Source organism: Prosthecobacter sp., from assembly GCF_044227185.1.
Classification (GTDB): domain Bacteria; phylum Verrucomicrobiota; class Verrucomicrobiia; order Verrucomicrobiales; family Verrucomicrobiaceae; genus Prosthecobacter.
Genome location: NZ_JBGAFO010000012.1, coordinates 203,812 through 218,701, shown reverse-complemented (window position 1 = coordinate 218,701; position 14,890 = coordinate 203,812). Strand labels below are relative to the sequence as shown.

Sequence of the window (14,890 nt, the reverse complement as noted above, 5' to 3'; positions counted from 1 at the left end):
GGGCTCATTCCCCACCCCATGTTCCTTGTTCTCCTCATCACCGTCCTGATGGTGCTTACCACCTCCTTTCTCTGTTCAGTGACGGAGGCCGTGCTGCTCAGCCTGAACCCGCTCTCGCTGCGCTTGCAGGAAAAAAAGGGCGCCACCGCTTCCGGACGCTGGCTGAAGCTCAAGAACAACGTCGAGCGCCCCATCTCCGCGATCCTGGTCTTCAACACCCTGGCAAACACCGGTCTTGCCACTCTGGCCGGTGCCATCTCGGCCAGGGTGTTCGGAAGCGACTGGTTGTGGCTGTTCTCCATTGTCATCAGCATTCTCGTGCTCTTTGGCGGCGAAATGGCGCCGAAGATTTTAGGGGTGCATCACGCAGAACGTCTCGCACCTCGTCTGATCGGGCCACTCTCCCTGATGCTGTGGCTCTGCCATCCGCTCGTGCTGGTGATGGAGAAATTTTGCACCCGGCTGAAGCGCACCGCGGCCCCCCGCACGCAGAGCGACCAGATCATGGACATCATCACGCTCGTCCAGGCCGCAAAGGCCGAGCAGCTCATCCACACCCGTGAGGAAATCATCATCATTCACGCCGCCACGCTCAGTGCGCGCCGTGTCAGGACCGCCATGGTCCCGCATGAGGCGGTGAAGGTCTTTGACACCCGCCTCACGCTGCTGGAGAACGTGCTGGCCGCAGGAGGCAGGCTGCACCGAAGTTATCCTGTCAGCCCGGACGGCACGCTGGACAAGGTGACCGGCTACATCCGTGTACGCGAGCTGTTCGTGCAGAATCTGACCTCCCCTGCCAGCGCCGGCTGGCAGCAGCTCATCCGCCCAGCCTTGCGCATTGACGGCAAAGCCTCCCTCACACAGCTGCTGGCGCTCTTCCTCGACAAGCAGGAGGTCGCCGCCGTCGTGGACTCCGCGGATGGCGCGATTCACGGATGGATCACGATGGATGATGTCATGAAGATCCTCATGGGCGCCCGGTTTTGAAACTGTGTGGCAAGATGCCGGCCGTCATTCATTATCTGCAGCATTCGAAATTTTTTCTTATTCCTACTTGATCAATGTAGATTAATCAGATACATAATCATCACATCGCCTTCTGCAGTCCTCAAAAGCTGCAATGCACCCCAAGAGACTGACCGGACCACCGGAAGCGCTCGAGACATGAGATGCCATTCACAGGCCAGCCCTGGGATTCTTTTCATTCTCGCGTTCTCCTGCTTCGGTCAGTCTCTTGCTTTACATGCCCACCGCCTGAAAACGGAGGCCTTTAACGACACCTGCTGACGCCACCAGAACACTGGACGCCGATGCTCCTGCACCCGCCTGTCCATGAACTCATCTTCTCTGAAAAAGAGCCGTCTCCTGCTTCTCCGCGCATCCGCCCTGGGACTGCTGCTCCCGGCTTTAGGCACCGCCAACAGTGCTGAAAACACGCCAAAAAAATCCGCCCGCGGCACCTATTATCAAAATCCTCTGAGCTTCGGCACCACGCGAGATCCTGACCCGCCCAAGTATGCGCGCAATGCGAGCGAGATCGGAGTCGATTCGCTGCTGAACGTGAAGTGGCTGGACATCGGCCTGGACTACCGGTTCCGTTATGAATATCGCGAAGGAGACCTGCGACGTCCGATGGATTCGCTGGACCAGCCGCTGCTGCACCGCACTCGCGCCTATATCGGGATCAAGGACATCCTGGATCCGTTCCGCTTTGCCTTTGAAATGCAGGACTCACGGCGTGAGAACAGCCAGTTTGCACGCGACAACCGCGATGTGAACGAGTTCGCGATCACCCGGCTGCATGGCGAGCTGTATTTCAAGAGCCTGCTGGGGCATGACACCATCGGCAACAGCCGTCCGTTCAGCGTGCGCTACGGGATCCAGAACTTCGACTTTCTGGACCGCCGCCTGCTCTCCAACAATGAATGGCGCAACACTGCGAACACCTTCAAGGGTTTCCTGAGCAGCCTGGGGCAGGAAAGCAACGACTGGCAGGTGGACCTGCTGGCGGTGCAGCCGCTGACCCGGCAGAAGTATGACTGGGACAGCCCGGTGCAGAGGCAGTGGGTGTATGGCGTGATCGGCCACTGGCGGCGCTGGTCTGACGTCGTGACGCTGGAGCCCTACTACCTGGCGATGAACCAGTCTCCGCTGCCTGGCATCGTGGACTATCAGGTGCACTCCCCCGGCCTGCGCGCCTACGGCGTGGTGGGAGGCACCGGGCTGGATTACGACTTCAGCGTGACCTACCAGACCGGCCGCAACGGCACACGCACCATCCAGGCGTATGCAGGCACCTTGGAGCTGGGCTACACCTTGGCCTCCAGTCCGTGGAAGCCACGCCTGAGCCTCTTCTACGGACGCGCAAGCGGCGACCACAATCCGAATGACAACAAGGACAACCGCTTCCAGCGTTTCTATGGATTCAGCCGTTCGTGGTCCGCGAATGACTACATCACCTACCAGAATGTGAGCACGCCCACGGTCCGTCTGGAGATCAAGCCGCAGCAGAACCTGCGCCTGGACATGAACTGGAGCGCCTACTGGCTGGAAAGCGCCACCGATGCCTATTCCGTGGGCAATGTCATCCAGGTGCAGGACAAAACCGGGAGCAGCGGCAGCTATCTGGGCTGCGAATATGACATCCGCGCCCGCTACACCTGGGATCCCAAAACCGAGATCACCGTGGGGTACTCCTACTTTCAGTCAGGCGGGTATGTGAAAGCCCAGCTTCACCGCGACCACACAAACTTCGCCTACTTCCAGCTCAGCCGGCGCTTCTTCTAGCCGCGTCCCAAAAGGCACACCCTTCCCCTGCTTTTCAAGCCGTCAGCCGGTCCAGGGGCGCTCCATGCCCGCAGGCATGCATTCCATTCCTCATCCTCAGTCCATTCATCAAAGCAACCTCTCATCCATAAAACACTCATGAAAACCACCCTGACCCTTCTGACCACCGCTCTTCTCGCCCTCACCGCACACGCAGCCGATTTCGAACTGCTGAATGTCTCCTATGATCCCACGCGCGAGCTCTACGCGGAGTTCAACAAAGCCTTCGCAAAGCACTACAAGGAAACCACCGGCAAAAAAGTCAGCATCGACCAGTCTCACGGCGGCTCCGGCAAGCAGGCGCGTGCCGTCATCGACGGCCTGGAGGCCGACGTGGTGACGCTGGCGCTCGCCGGAGACATCGATGTGATCGGCCAGCAGGCTGGATTGATCGCGAAAGACTGGCAGAAGCGCCTGCCGAACAACAGCGCTCCTTACACGAGCACCATCGTGTTTGTGGTGCGCAAGGAGAACCCGAAAAACATCCAGGACTGGGATGATCTGGTGAAGGAGGGAGTCAACGTCGTCACGCCCAATCCCAAAACCTCCGGCGGCGCACGCTGGAACTACCTCGCCGCGTGGGCCTACGCGCTGAAGACATACGGCAGCGAAGCGAAGTCCAGGGAGTTCATCGCCGCTCTCTTCAAAAACGTTCCCGTGCTGGACACCGGTGCACGTGGTGCCACCACCACCTTTGCTCAGCGTGGCATTGGCGATGTGCTCCTTTCCTGGGAAAACGAAGCCTGGCTCATTCAGCGTGAGTTCCCCGGCCAGACGAAGATCGTGATTCCTTCCATCAGCATCCTCGCCGAACCGACCGTGGCCGTGGTGGACAAGAACGCCGAGAAAAAAGGCACCACCGAAGTGGCGAAAGCCTACCTGGAGTACCTCTACACACCGGAAGCGCAGGACATCATCGGCAAAAACTACTACCGCCCGCGTGATGCCGCCGCCGCGGCGAAATACGGCGCCCGCTTTCCGAAGCTGAACCTCGTCACCATCGATGGCGACTTCGGCGGCTGGGGCAAGGCGCAAAAGAAGCACTTCGATGACGGCGGCATCTTTGATCAGATCTACCAGGGCAAATAATGCCCTTCACAAAAACAACCCACCCCTTCCAGTCATGTCTTACTTCTCCAACATCGTCGAATCGGTCGGCCATACTCCTCTGGTGAAGCTCAATCGCATCACCTCCGGGCTGACAGCCACCATCGCCCTCAAGGGCGAGTTCAAGAATCCACTTGGCAGCGTGAAGGACCGCATCGGCCGGGCCATGGTCGAGGCGGCGGAACAGTCCGGCGAGTTGCAGCCGGGTGCGCACATCATTGAGCCCACCAGTGGCAACACGGGCATCGCGCTCGCGTTTGTGGCGGCGGCAAAGGGTTACCCACTGACCCTGGCCATGCCTGAGAGCATGAGCCTTGAACGCCGCACTCTGCTGACGATGCTGGGAGCGAACCTCGTGCTAACGCCCGCCAAGGATGGCATGAAGGGAGCGATCAAGCGTGCGGAAGAGCTGCTGGCGGACACACCTGGCGCGTGGATGCCACAGCAGTTTGAAAATCCGGCCAATCCCCAGATTCACCGGCAAACCACGGCCTATGAAATCTGGAACGACACCGAAGGGCAGATCGACATCTTCGTCGCAGCGGTGGGTACAGGCGGCACGCTCACGGGAGTAAGCGAGGTGATCAAAGCACGCAAACCGTCGCTGCAGTCCATCGCGGTGGAGCCTTCGGCATCCCCTGTCATCACGCAGACGCTCAGGGGTCAGCCGGTGCAGTCCGGCCCGCACAAGATTCAGGGCACAGGCGCGGGCTTTGTGCCGAAGAACCTGAATCTCGACATCATCGACGAGGTGGTCCAGGTTACCAACGAGGATGCCATCTTCACCGCCCAACGGCTTGCCCGTGAGGAGGGTCTGCTCGTCGGCATTTCCACGGGAGCCAATGTCTGGGCGGCGCTGCAGGTGGCTGCACGGCCGGAGAATGCCGGCAAGCTCATCGTCACCGTCGGCTGCAGCACCGGCGAACGCTATCTCTCCACCGCACTCGCCGATGAGGCACGCAACAAAGTCAGCGCTTGAAACCATGACACTTCCATCCCATTTGCAGTTCACCGGCAGGCACGCACCTCAGCGTGGCAGCATCCCGCTGCCGGACAGACGACTGATGATTGAAACGGATCCGCCAGAACAAGGCATCTTCATCCCGAAGATTGTCAGCAAGCCCGTGAAAACGGGCCATGGCATCAAGATCGGCATCTTTGCGGGCATCCACGGGGATGAGGAGGCGGGCACGCTAGCCACGCAGGAACTCATCCGCTGGGCTGCTGAGAAGCCGGAGGAGCTGCACGACTATGAGCTGCACTTTTTCCCGGTCTGCAATCCCACGGGCCGCAATCTCGGCACAAGGCACAGCCACTCCGGTCTGGATCTGAACCGCGAGTTCTGGTTTGGCTCCACCGAGCCTGAAGTCGTGTATCTGGAGGCTGAACTGCGACGTGAGCTCTACGAGGGAATCATTTCGCTGCACTCGGATGACACCTCCGACGGCTGCTACGGCTTCGTCAGCGGGGCGCTTCTCAGCGAGCATCTGCTGGAACCAGCCCTGCAGGCGGCGGCCGAGTTTCTGCCACGCAATGAGCAGCACATCATCGATGGGTTTCTCGCCGCGCGCGGCATCATCAAGGAAGGCTACCTCGGCATCCTGAGTGCGCCTCCGGAGCAGCGGCCGCATGCGCTGGAAATCGTGTTTGAGACTCCCGCGCTCGCGCCGATGGATGCGCAGGTCAAAGCCACCGTCGCCGCGGTGAAACGCATCCTCGCGGAATACCGCGAACTTCAAGCCTACGCCGCCAACCTGTAATCAGCGCTCATGGCCAGTTCACGCCACGTGCTGCCGGGCTTCAGGCTTTCGCTCGGCTTCACCATCACTTATTTGAGCCTCATCGTTCTCTTCCCGCTGTCCATGCTCATGTGGAAGGCCACGAGCGGCGGCTGGGAGCACATGCTGGACACGCTGACGCAATCGCGTGTGCTTGCATCGCTCAAGCTGAGCTTCGGCACGGCTTTCGCTGCAGCGCTGGTGAATGCGGTCTTCGGACTGATCACCGCCTGGGCGCTGGAACGGTATTCATTCCCGGGCCGCCGCCTGCTGGATGCCATGGTCGATCTGCCCTTTGCACTGCCCACCGCCGTGGCGGGCATCGCGCTGGTGACGCTGTATGCGCCGAACGGCTGGATTGGTGCCTGGCTGGCGCAGCATGACATCAAGGCCGCCTACGCACCGCTGGGCATCACGATCGCGCTGACATTTGTCGGCTTTCCCTTCGTCGTGCGCACGCTGCAGCCCGTCATCGCGGATCTCTCCATGGATGTCGAGGAAGCGGCCGCCTGCCTCGGGGCGAACCGCTGGCAGACGCTCACGCGTGTCGTGTTTCCAGCACTGCTGCCCTCTACGCTCGCGGGCATGACGCTCGCCTTTGGCCGTGCGGTGGGCGAATATGGCAGCGTCGTTTTCATCTCTGGCAACCTGCCTTTTAAAACCGAGATCGCGCCGCTCCTCATCACCATGCGCCTGGAAGAGTACGACTACTCCGGCGCCGCCACCATCGGCGTGGTGATGCTGGCCGCCTCCTTTGCCATCCTGCTGCTCTCCAACGCGCTGACGAGCTGGAGCCGAAAGCGGACAGGGAGATGAACTGAAGAATTCAATGACACGCCACATGGCCGCCATCATCGACATCACCCCTGCCCACCGCACGCGCCCGCGAGCGGCCACCTCAGACTCTCTCGCGTCGCGAGTGCTCATCATCGGCAGCGCCGTGGGTTTCATGGGACTCACGTTTGTGCTGCCTCTCGTCGTCATTTTTCAGGAGGCGTTTAGAAAAGGCTGGGAAGGCTTTGCCGAGGCCTTTGATGACCGCGCGACCATGCATGCGGTCTGGCTCACGCTGAAGGTGGCCGCCATCACCGTGCCGCTGAACACCTTGTTTGGCCTCGCGGCGGCGTGGTGCGTCTCGCGCTTTCAGTTTCGCGGCAAACGCCTCCTGACTTCGCTGATCGAGCTGCCGCTGTGGGTGTCGCCGGTCATCGCGGGCATGGTTTATGTGCTGCTCTTCGGTGCGCAGGGTTTGTTTGGCCCTTCCCTCAAGGAGCACGGCATCAAGATCATCTTCGCGCTGCCTGGCATCGTGCTGAGCACCCTCTTTGTCACCTTCACCTTTGTGGCCCGCATTCTGGCACCGCAGATGGAGGCGCAGGGCCAGGCCGAGGAGGAGGCTGCGATGACGCTGGGCGCGAACGGCTTCCAGATGTTCTGGCGCGTGACGCTGCCGAAGATCAAATGGGGCCTCCTCTATGGAATCATCCTCTGCAACGCCCGCAGCATGGGCGAGTTTGGCGCGGTGTCCGTGGTCAGCGGACACATCCGCAACAAGACCAACACCGTGCCGCTGCACATCGAAGTTTTGTACAACGAATACCAGTTTGTCCCCGCCTTTGCCGTGGCCTCCATGCTGGCCCTGCTGGCGCTGGTGACCCTGATTTTGAAAACTCTGACGACCACCCAACGAGGAGCAGCATGAGCATCCACATCCACCAAATCTCCAAAACCTTCGGCAGCTTCAACGCGCTGAAAAACGTCGATCTCGAAGTGAAAACCGGCGAGCTCGTCGCGCTGCTGGGTCCCAGCGGCAGCGGCAAGACCACGCTGCTGCGCATCATCGCCGGGCTGGAATTCGCCGACATGGGCGAGGGCGGCATCCAGTTTCACGGCACCGATGTCACGCACCGCAGCGCCTACGAGCGCAAGGCCGGCTTTGTCTTCCAGAACTACGCCCTCTTCAATCACATGACTGTGGCGGAGAACATTGCTTTTGGTCTGCGTGTGATGAAGCGGCCAGAGCGGCCCGACCGGGAGGACATCGACAAATCAGTTACTCACCTCCTGCACCGGATTGCTCTCGAAGGCTATGGGGATCGCTATCCCTCGCAGCTCAGCGGCGGGCAGAAACAGCGTGTGGCGCTGGCACGCGCGCTTGCTGTGGGGCCTCAGGTGCTCCTGCTCGACGAACCTTTCGGCGCGCTGGATGCCAAGGTGCGGAAGACGCTGCGCAAGTGGCTCCGCCAATTTCACGACGAGACCCGCGTGACGACGTTGTTCGTCACCCACGATCAGGACGAAGCCTTTGAGCTCGCGGACCGCGTCGTCGTTCTGCATGAGGGCAGCATCCAGCAGGTCGGATCACCCCAGCAATTGCGCGAGCATCCGAAGAATGAGTTTGTGGCGGACTTCCTCGACTGCGTGATGATTTGAGCTGCGCTCACCTTCCCTGCTTCACCCGCAGCAATTTCTCCCCCGCCGCGTTCAGCGTTTCCAACTGCTTCGCGTAATGGAAGCGGATGAAGCGGTGTTCGGGTTCGCGGAAGAAGCTGGAGCCGGGGACGCCGGCGACGCCGACTTCTTTGACGAACCATTCAGCGGCTTCGGTGTCGGTGGGGAAGCCGAGGGAGGAGATGTCCATGAGGACGTAGTAGGCGCCGTGCGGTTCCGTGAAGGGCAGGCCGGTGGCGCGGAGGTGATCGAGGAAGACATCGTGCTTCTCGGTGTAGAGATCGCGCAGGCCGTGGTAGTAGCTGTCTGGCAGTTCGAGACCGGCGACGGCGGCTTCTTGCAGCGGGGCGGCGGCGCCGACGGTGAGGAAATCATGCACCTTGCGCGCCTGGGCGATGATGTGCGGAGCGGCTTGCACGTAGCCGAGACGCCAGCCGGTGATGGAATAGGTTTTGGAAAGTGAATTGCACACGATCACGCGCTCCGCAGCGCCAGGAAGCGAGTGCATATAGATGTGCTCATGCGGCGCATAGACGATGTGCTCGTAAGGCTCGTCGGTGATGACAAAGGCGTCGTGCTTTTCCGCGAGATCGAGGATGGTTTGCAGCTCGGCGCGGGTGAAGACTTTGCCGGTGGGGTTGGAGGGATTGCAGACGATGATGGCCTTGGCGCCCTGCGCAAAAGCGCGCGTGAGTTCATCGGGATCAAAGCCAAACTGCGGCGGACGCAGCGGCACGTAGATGGGCTCGGCCCCGGAGAGGATGGCGTCCGCGGCGTAGTTCTCATAGAAAGGCGAAAACACGATGACTTTGTCCCCCGGTTCGCAGCAGGTCATCATGGCGCACATCATGGCCTCCGTGCTGCCGCAGGTGACGACGAGGTTTTGGTCCGGATCCACCGGCGTGCCGGAGAAATGGGTTATCTTTTTGGCCAGTGCCTGGCGGAAGCGCGGCGCACCCCAGGTGACCGCATACTGGTGGAAGGGGCCGCGGGTGGCGCGCTCCAGCGCGGCGAGGATTTCCTCCGGCGGATTGAAGTCGGGAAAGCCCTGGGAGAGATTGATGGCACCGTGCTGGTTGGAAAGACGCGTCATCGCGCGGATGACGGACTCGGTGAAGGCGTGGAGGCGGCGGGAGGTTGCAGGCATCCTTGCGATTTGGGCGAGATGCCGCCAACGTGCAACCAACCAATCCGACCCATATGCAGGCCGTTGCTCATGCCTCCTGAACCCAATCCCCCGCCCCAGCTCAAAGAATGGTTTGATGCCGCCCGCTACCGCGCCATCGCCAAGGAACTGTCCGACATCGCGCCCAAGTTTCGCAGCGATGATTTCATGCAATCCGCCCTGGATGGACTCGAAGGCCGCAGTCTCATGCAACGCGTGCATCAGTGCGCGGTGGCCGTGAATGCGGCGCTTCCGGGCACCTACCAGCAAAAGGTGCGCGCTTTGCAAAAACTGGCACCGCGCATCGGCCATGAGTTCGTGACGATCTTCCTGGGTGATTTCGTCGCCACGTTTGGCCTGGAGGATTTCGATTTCTCCATGGAGGCACTGCGGTTTTTCACCGTCTTCGGTTCGGCGGAGTTCGCCGTGCGGCCCTTCATCATGGCGGATCAGAAGCGTGCACTGAAAACGATGCATGAGTGGACGGCTGATCCTGATGAAAAGGTGCGCCGTCTGGCCAGTGAGGGCTCACGCCCGCGACTGCCCTGGGGCATGCGCCTGCAGGCGCTGGTGCGGGATCCTGCACCCACCGCGGTGATTCTGGAGGCGCTGAAGGACGACGACTCGCTCTTCGTGCGACGCTCGGTGGCGAATCATCTGAATGACATCACCAAGGATCATCACGACTACGTTTTGCAGCGTCTGGGCTCCTGGGATCTGGAACGAGAGAACCTGCGCTGGATCGCGAAGCATGCCTGCCGCACGCTGATCAAGCGCGGGCACCCGCAGGCGCTGAAGCTCTTCGGCTTTGGCAAAAAGGCGGAGGTGTCGTCAAAGCTGACAGCCTCTCCTGCACGCCTGAAGCTCGGGGAGCGTCTCACGCTGACAGCGGCGCTCACCTCCACCTCCAACAAGACGCAGCGCCTGGCCATCGACTACGTGGTGCACTACGTCAAGGCGAGCGGCGGCAGCGCGGAGAAGGTTTTCAAATGGACGGAGATCGACCTGCCTGCGCGTGCGGAGATCGAGCTCATCAAATCCCAGGTGGTGAAAGACTTCACCACGCGCAAGCACTACGCTGGCAGGCACCGCGTGGAGCTGCAGATCAACGGCCAGCGGGTGGCGGAGACGGTGTTTGATCTGCGCTGAAAACAGAAACGCCACCAGGATTTCCTCCTGATGGCGTCAGTGATTCGAACTGCGTGACGGCTCTTACTTCTTGGCCGCCTTCGCCTGCGCCTGGCTCTCCGCCGAGAGCTTGCTCAGCGGCAGGATGTGGGTGATGCCGGTGGAGGGGATCTTGAGCAGCACGCTGTCGCCTTCCAGGCCCATGAACTCGGCCTCGATGGTCTTGCCCTCGGTGTTGGTCCACTTCATGACGCCGCCGGCCGCTGGAGCCGCGGTGGGTGCTGCGGCAGGGGCCGCGCCACCGCCAGTGAGGTTGGCGCCTTCATCGATCCAGGCCTTCAGCGTGGCCAGCTCCGCATCGGTGAGGCGGTTCTTGCCTTCAGGGGGCATCACATCGCCGTCGTCGTTGGGCAGGGTGCAGTTCACATACATGGTGCTCTGCGCGCCCTTGCCGGGGATGATGTTTTTGCCCGGGCCGATCTGCTCGGATATCTTGTCGTCATCCAGCGCCAGCTTGCCTTTGACCTTCTTGGTGACGCTGTGGCAGGCGTAGCACTTGGTCCGGAAGATGATCGCGACCTGGGACTTGTAATCGACCGCGGAGGCGGCGGTGGCGGTCAGAGCAAAGGCGAGGAGAAGGCAGGATTTCATGGTTGCGGGCGACATGGAACGATCAAACGGGCGGTTTGCCTAGCATATTTTACAGATTCCACCAGTTCAGCGGGCGGCGGGGTCGAGCTCGCGCAGTTGCTGCAGGGTCGTCAGGATTGCATTCCGCTGGGCCTGCAGGCGGCTGATGCCCAGCACCGCCCGGCTGCCGGAGAGCGTGCTGAGCAGGGGGCTGTTTTCCGGCTGGGCGGAATTCCACTCCGCGCCGCGCAGGGCGGTGCCATTTTTGGCCGCAAGGGCCTGATACTCAGAGTTCAAGAGCTGGCGCTGCGAGGCGAGCTGGGCGCGCAGGACGTCCACGGCATTGCGGGCGGGGGGAGGCGTCGCAGCAGACGGGGCTGGAGTGACGGGCGGGCTCCCCTGGTCCTTGACGGTTTTGACCAGCTTGTTTTCACGTGCCTTTTCCAAGGCTTCCTGCGGATCGTAGCAGGCCTCCCAGCGCAGGTCGGGCGTGGTTTTCGCCAGGGCCACTTTGGCCAGGCCGGCACTGTGACGGAACGACACCTCCTCCGCATTGACCGCGGTGATCTCCACCTGGCTCAGCACCCGGCCGTCCTCCAGGCTCAGCGTGGGGAATTTTCTCCCCACCATGGCGCTGCGGCGCTGGGTGCGGAACTGCTCAAACCTGGCCTTGAGAGCGCTGACTTCGTCCTGAGAGAGCTTCAGCTCCTGCTCGGCCTTCTGCAGCCGGGTCTGTACCACCAGAAATTGCTGCATCTGTACCTGCGCTGCGGACAAATCCGTTTGTGATTGCACCAGCAGGTGGTTAGCCTGGTCCACACGCGTCTGCAGCGCCTGATTCTCCACCTGCAGGGCATCATACTCGCTTTTTTTGACACAGCCGCTCTGCAGCGACAGCAAAACTGCCGCTGTGAGGAGCGTCCGGGTAGGGTGCCTGCTCATGCCAAGTAAACTGTAATCGCTTTTCGAGCCATTTGTCACGCGTCCCTTTGCCATGATTTTCAGAACCAGGCCCCTGGCTCAAGCACTTGCATTCAAGCCATCCTGACCGACACTGCCAGCCCCCCAGACCCCATCCTTATGAGCAAAGCCTCCGTTGAAGACCTCAAACTCGCCTCAGACGGCCTCCGTGGCCAGCTGGCCGAGCAGTTCGCTGACACCAGCACCCCGAATATTCCGGACGATTCCAACATCCTGCTCAAACACCACGGCTCCTACCAGCAGGATGACCGCGACGTGCGCGCTGAACGCACCAAGGCCAAGCTGGAAAAGGCCTGGAGCTTCATGATCCGCAGCAAGATGCCCGGCGGCCGCATCACCGCGAAGCAGTGGATGATCCATGACGACCTGTGCACGAAGGCCTTTGGCAACATGCGCCTGACCAACCGCCAGGGCATCCAGCTCCACGGCGTGCTCAAAGGCGGCCTGAAGGAGGTCATTCACAACGTCTGCCACAGCGGTCTCAGCACCATGGGCGCCTGCGGAGATGTGGTGCGCAACACCATGGGCCCCGCCGCCCCCATCAAGGACGCCGTCCATGCTGATACTCAGAAGCTTACGGAGGAAATCAGCCAGCGCTTCCTGTGGCGCTCCAGCGCCTATGCGGACATCTGGCTGGACGGTGAAAAGCTGGAGCCAAACTGGACCCACGATCCGGAGGTGAACCCCGCCGTGCGTGAAGTCACCAAGGCGCCCGAGGGCGATGACCCCATCTACGGCAAGGTCTATCTGCCGCGCAAATTCAAGATCGGCGTGGCCATCCAGCCCTGCAATGACGCGGACATCTACTCCCAGGACGTGGGCCTGGTGCCGCATGTGGTGAATGGCGAAGTGGAAGGCTACACCATCACCGTCGGCGGTGGCTTTGGCATGAGCCACGGCCAGCTCAGCACCCGCCCCTTTCTGGGCCAGCCGCTGCTGTATGCGAAACGCGCCAATGTCGTGGACGCCATCGAGGCCATCGTGACCACCCAGCGTGACCACGGCAACCGCACCGAGCGCAAAAACGCCCGTCTGAAGTACACCGTGCAGACCATGGGCCTGGACGGCTTCCGCGCCGAAGTGGTGCGCCGCCTGCCGGGCATCGAGACCTTCCCGCCCAAGGAGCTCCAGTTTGACAGCGTGGAGGACAAGCTCGGCTGGCATGAGCAGGGCGACGGCAAGCTCTACTGCGCCGTCCATGTGAGCATGGGCCGCATCGTGGACCGTGAGAACGGCCCGCACTACCGCAGCGCCTTTGTGGATCTCTGCAAGACGCTCGACCTCCCGCTGATCGTGACGCCGAACACGAACATGATCATCGCCGACGTCCCGCCGGAGAAGAAGGCTGAAGTGGACGCCATCCTGGCGAAGCACGGCGTCATCCACGCCGACGGCATGACCCGCGCCCGCAAGGTGGCGCACGCCTGCGTGGCCCTGCCCACCTGCGGTCTGGCGCTGAGCGAGTCCGAGCGCGTGCTGCCCGGCTTCATGGACAAGATCGACGAATCCCTGCGCGAACTCGGCCTGGAAAACGAGCCGATCCTCTTCCGCATGACCGGCTGCCCGAACGGCTGCGGCCGCCCCTACAATGCCGACTTCGGCTTCGTGGGCCGCTCGCCGAACAAGTACGCCATGTTTGTGGGTGGCAGCATCCGCGGCAACCGCCTCGCCGGTCTGGAATTCAAGACCGTGCTCGGCGAGGAGGTTCCCGGCAAGGTCCGCGCCTTCCTGGAAGCCTTCAAGGCCGAGCGCAAGGAGGGCGAAATCTTCGCCGACTGGTTCGCCCGCACCCGCACCACGGGTGAGGCGCCCACGCCGGAGCAGTTCCACGTCGAGCTCGCCGAGCGCGCCTCCAAGCTGGCAAATGAGAAGGTGGGCGAGGCCGGCTGATATCGCTCCTCCATTCTGCTTTGTATGAATGATGTCACGGCCACGCCTCCCCGGCGTGGCCGTTTTCATTACACACGCTTCATTGTCTGTGCGGCGCGCGACCGCCTGCAGGAGACGAGCGGCGTCATCACGGAGCTGCGCCTGCTCAAGGAGGCCGGAAACCTCACCCGCGACGAATACCAGCGTACCGAAGCATTGTTTGAGTGGTTCAATGAGCACCTTCCCTGCCCGCCATTCAGTTCTTCCAACTGGCCCCGCGACGCCATTTCCTGGTTCAAACCAGCCGCCCAGGAGCATGTGGAAAAGATGGAGGAGATCATTGCCATATTAGCGGCCTACGACCTGAGCTGCCGCACCCTGCACACCCAAGATCCGGGCTTCATCCACTATGAGGATGATTTCCAGGTTGTTGCCTCGTCGCCCCATTTTTGAAGCAGAACCGGGAGGCTTGGGCGCCCCGCTGCTTCTCGTTTCGTCAAAATCTGAACATCCCGGCACTTGTGCAGGGCCTGGGTCTGCGCCAAAGACTGCGCATGTCACTCCCGTTTTACCACTACCTCCATGTCATCGGCCTGATCCTCGTCTTCATCGGCATCGGCGGACTTCTTTCCAGCGAAGGCGCCAAGAAGGCCATGATGTGGCACGGCATCGGCCTCGTCATCAGCCTGGTCTCGGGGTTTGGCCTGCTGGCGAAGTACAACAAGATGCTTCCCGAAGGAGCACCTTCGTATTACACCTACCACTGGGTGTGGGCCAAGTTCGCCCTCTGGCTGGTCCTCGGCTTCCTCCCCGTGCTGGCCAAGCGCCGCGTCATCGCCGCGCCGCTGGTGGTGCTGCTTGCCGCCATCTGCGGAGCCGGACTCGCCGCCCTGGGCTACTTCAAGCCGCAGTTCTGAAGTGGCCGGACCGCTCCGTACAGTACTCATCTCGCTCC

At 61.6% G+C, this 14,890-nt stretch carries 14 protein-coding genes and 1 pseudogene; 12 read left to right on the top strand and 3 right to left on the bottom strand.

Features of this window, described 5'->3' with window-relative positions; all coding sequences use genetic code 11:
• Positions 1-18: 18 nt before the first annotated feature.
• The 8 genes and pseudogenes from ACILSQ_RS25320 to ACILSQ_RS25285 form a co-directional block, all read left to right on the top strand.
• Entirely contained in the window at positions 19-987 is a 969-nt protein-coding gene (locus tag ACILSQ_RS25320; protein WP_395746472.1) for a CNNM domain-containing protein, read from the top strand.
• A gap of 345 nt (positions 988-1,332) precedes the next feature.
• Positions 1,333-2,787, top strand: a complete 1,455-nt coding sequence (locus tag ACILSQ_RS25315; protein WP_395746471.1) for an alginate export family protein — start codon at positions 1,333-1,335, stop codon at positions 2,785-2,787.
• A gap of 138 nt (positions 2,788-2,925) precedes the next feature.
• Positions 2,926-3,915, top strand: coding sequence for a sulfate ABC transporter substrate-binding protein (locus ACILSQ_RS25310; RefSeq protein ID WP_395746470.1), 990 nt, complete (start codon positions 2,926-2,928; stop codon positions 3,913-3,915).
• 34 nt (positions 3,916-3,949) lie between these two features.
• A complete protein-coding gene (gene cysK / locus ACILSQ_RS25305; protein WP_395746469.1) occupies positions 3,950-4,912 on the top strand; it encodes a cysteine synthase A in 963 nt (320 codons plus the stop codon).
• A 4-nt stretch (positions 4,913-4,916) separates the two neighbouring features.
• On the top strand, positions 4,917-5,693 hold the full coding sequence (locus tag ACILSQ_RS25300; RefSeq protein WP_395746468.1) for a succinylglutamate desuccinylase/aspartoacylase family protein: 777 nt from the start codon (positions 4,917-4,919) through the stop codon (positions 5,691-5,693).
• Between the two features lie 9 nt (positions 5,694-5,702).
• Positions 5,703-6,527: a sulfate ABC transporter permease subunit CysT gene (cysT, locus tag ACILSQ_RS25295; protein ID WP_395746467.1), complete on the top strand. Its 825-nt coding sequence runs from the start codon at positions 5,703-5,705 to the stop codon at positions 6,525-6,527.
• 25 nt (positions 6,528-6,552) lie between these two features.
• Complete coding sequence (cysW, locus tag ACILSQ_RS25290) at positions 6,553-7,413, top strand: sulfate ABC transporter permease subunit CysW (RefSeq protein WP_395746466.1); 861 nt, start codon at positions 6,553-6,555, stop codon at positions 7,411-7,413.
• A pseudogene (locus ACILSQ_RS25285) lies at positions 7,410-8,126 on the top strand (sulfate/molybdate ABC transporter ATP-binding protein); the annotation flags it as partial. The gene cysW and the pseudogene ACILSQ_RS25285, both read left to right, overlap by 4 nt.
• A 25-nt stretch (positions 8,127-8,151) precedes the next feature.
• Here ACILSQ_RS25285 and ACILSQ_RS25280 read toward each other — a convergent pair.
• A complete protein-coding gene (locus ACILSQ_RS25280; protein WP_395746465.1) occupies positions 8,152-9,309 on the bottom strand; it encodes a pyridoxal phosphate-dependent aminotransferase in 1,158 nt (385 codons plus the stop codon).
• 69 nt (positions 9,310-9,378) lie between these two features.
• On the opposite strand from ACILSQ_RS25280, the gene ACILSQ_RS25275 reads away from it, so the two are divergent.
• On the top strand, positions 9,379-10,476 hold the full coding sequence (locus ACILSQ_RS25275; RefSeq protein WP_395746464.1) for a DNA alkylation repair protein: 1,098 nt from the start codon (positions 9,379-9,381) through the stop codon (positions 10,474-10,476).
• Between the two features lie 63 nt (positions 10,477-10,539).
• Here ACILSQ_RS25275 and ACILSQ_RS25270 read toward each other — a convergent pair whose 3' ends face one another.
• Both ACILSQ_RS25270 and ACILSQ_RS25265 read right to left on the bottom strand, forming a co-directional pair.
• The gene (locus ACILSQ_RS25270) at positions 10,540-11,106 is read right to left on the bottom strand and encodes a c-type cytochrome domain-containing protein (protein ID WP_395746463.1); all 567 of its coding nucleotides are present in this window, start codon (positions 11,104-11,106) and stop codon (positions 10,540-10,542) included.
• A gap of 66 nt (positions 11,107-11,172) precedes the next feature.
• Positions 11,173-12,027, bottom strand: a complete 855-nt coding sequence (locus tag ACILSQ_RS25265) for a hypothetical protein (RefSeq protein ID WP_395746462.1) — start codon at positions 12,025-12,027, stop codon at positions 11,173-11,175.
• A gap of 138 nt (positions 12,028-12,165) precedes the next feature.
• On the opposite strand from ACILSQ_RS25265, the gene ACILSQ_RS25260 reads away from it, so the two are divergent.
• From ACILSQ_RS25260 to ACILSQ_RS25250, 3 genes are all read left to right on the top strand, one after another.
• Positions 12,166-13,956 carry an NADPH-dependent assimilatory sulfite reductase hemoprotein subunit gene (locus ACILSQ_RS25260; protein WP_395746461.1) on the top strand — a complete coding sequence of 597 codons (1,791 nt, stop codon included), beginning with the start codon at positions 12,166-12,168 and terminating at the stop codon, positions 13,954-13,956.
• Between the two features lie 24 nt (positions 13,957-13,980).
• Positions 13,981-14,388, top strand: coding sequence for a hypothetical protein (locus ACILSQ_RS25255; protein ID WP_395746460.1), 408 nt, complete (start codon positions 13,981-13,983; stop codon positions 14,386-14,388).
• 101 nt (positions 14,389-14,489) lie between these two features.
• On the top strand, positions 14,490-14,852 hold the full coding sequence (locus ACILSQ_RS25250) for a hypothetical protein (protein WP_395746459.1): 363 nt from the start codon (positions 14,490-14,492) through the stop codon (positions 14,850-14,852).
• The last annotated feature ends 38 nt before the right edge of the window (positions 14,853-14,890 follow it).

What these genes read in the sequence shown, in the direction of transcription:
- ACILSQ_RS25255 (WP_395746460.1), top strand. Translation starts at nt 13,981, where the DNA reads ATGAATGATGTCACGGCCACGCCTCCCCGGCGTGGCCGTTTTCATTAC.
- ACILSQ_RS25310 (WP_395746470.1), top strand. Translation starts at nt 2,926, where the DNA reads ATGAAAACCACCCTGACCCTTCTGACCACCGCTCTTCTCGCCCTCACC.
- ACILSQ_RS25275 (WP_395746464.1), top strand. Translation starts at nt 9,379, where the DNA reads ATGCCTCCTGAACCCAATCCCCCGCCCCAGCTCAAAGAATGGTTTGAT.
- ACILSQ_RS25280 (WP_395746465.1), bottom strand. Translation starts at nt 9,309, where the DNA reads ATGCCTGCAACCTCCCGCCGCCTCCACGCCTTCACCGAGTCCGTCATC.
- ACILSQ_RS25300 (WP_395746468.1), top strand. Translation starts at nt 4,917, where the DNA reads ATGACACTTCCATCCCATTTGCAGTTCACCGGCAGGCACGCACCTCAG.
- ACILSQ_RS25320 (WP_395746472.1), top strand. Translation starts at nt 19, where the DNA reads ATGTTCCTTGTTCTCCTCATCACCGTCCTGATGGTGCTTACCACCTCC.
- cysT (WP_395746467.1), top strand. Translation starts at nt 5,703, where the DNA reads ATGGCCAGTTCACGCCACGTGCTGCCGGGCTTCAGGCTTTCGCTCGGC.
- cysK (WP_395746469.1), top strand. Translation starts at nt 3,950, where the DNA reads ATGTCTTACTTCTCCAACATCGTCGAATCGGTCGGCCATACTCCTCTG.
- ACILSQ_RS25265 (WP_395746462.1), bottom strand. Translation starts at nt 12,027, where the DNA reads ATGAGCAGGCACCCTACCCGGACGCTCCTCACAGCGGCAGTTTTGCTG.
- cysW (WP_395746466.1), top strand. Translation starts at nt 6,553, where the DNA reads ATGGCCGCCATCATCGACATCACCCCTGCCCACCGCACGCGCCCGCGA.
- ACILSQ_RS25260 (WP_395746461.1), top strand. Translation starts at nt 12,166, where the DNA reads ATGAGCAAAGCCTCCGTTGAAGACCTCAAACTCGCCTCAGACGGCCTC.
- ACILSQ_RS25270 (WP_395746463.1), bottom strand. Translation starts at nt 11,106, where the DNA reads ATGAAATCCTGCCTTCTCCTCGCCTTTGCTCTGACCGCCACCGCCGCC.
- ACILSQ_RS25250 (WP_395746459.1), top strand. Translation starts at nt 14,490, where the DNA reads ATGTCACTCCCGTTTTACCACTACCTCCATGTCATCGGCCTGATCCTC.
- ACILSQ_RS25315 (WP_395746471.1), top strand. Translation starts at nt 1,333, where the DNA reads ATGAACTCATCTTCTCTGAAAAAGAGCCGTCTCCTGCTTCTCCGCGCA.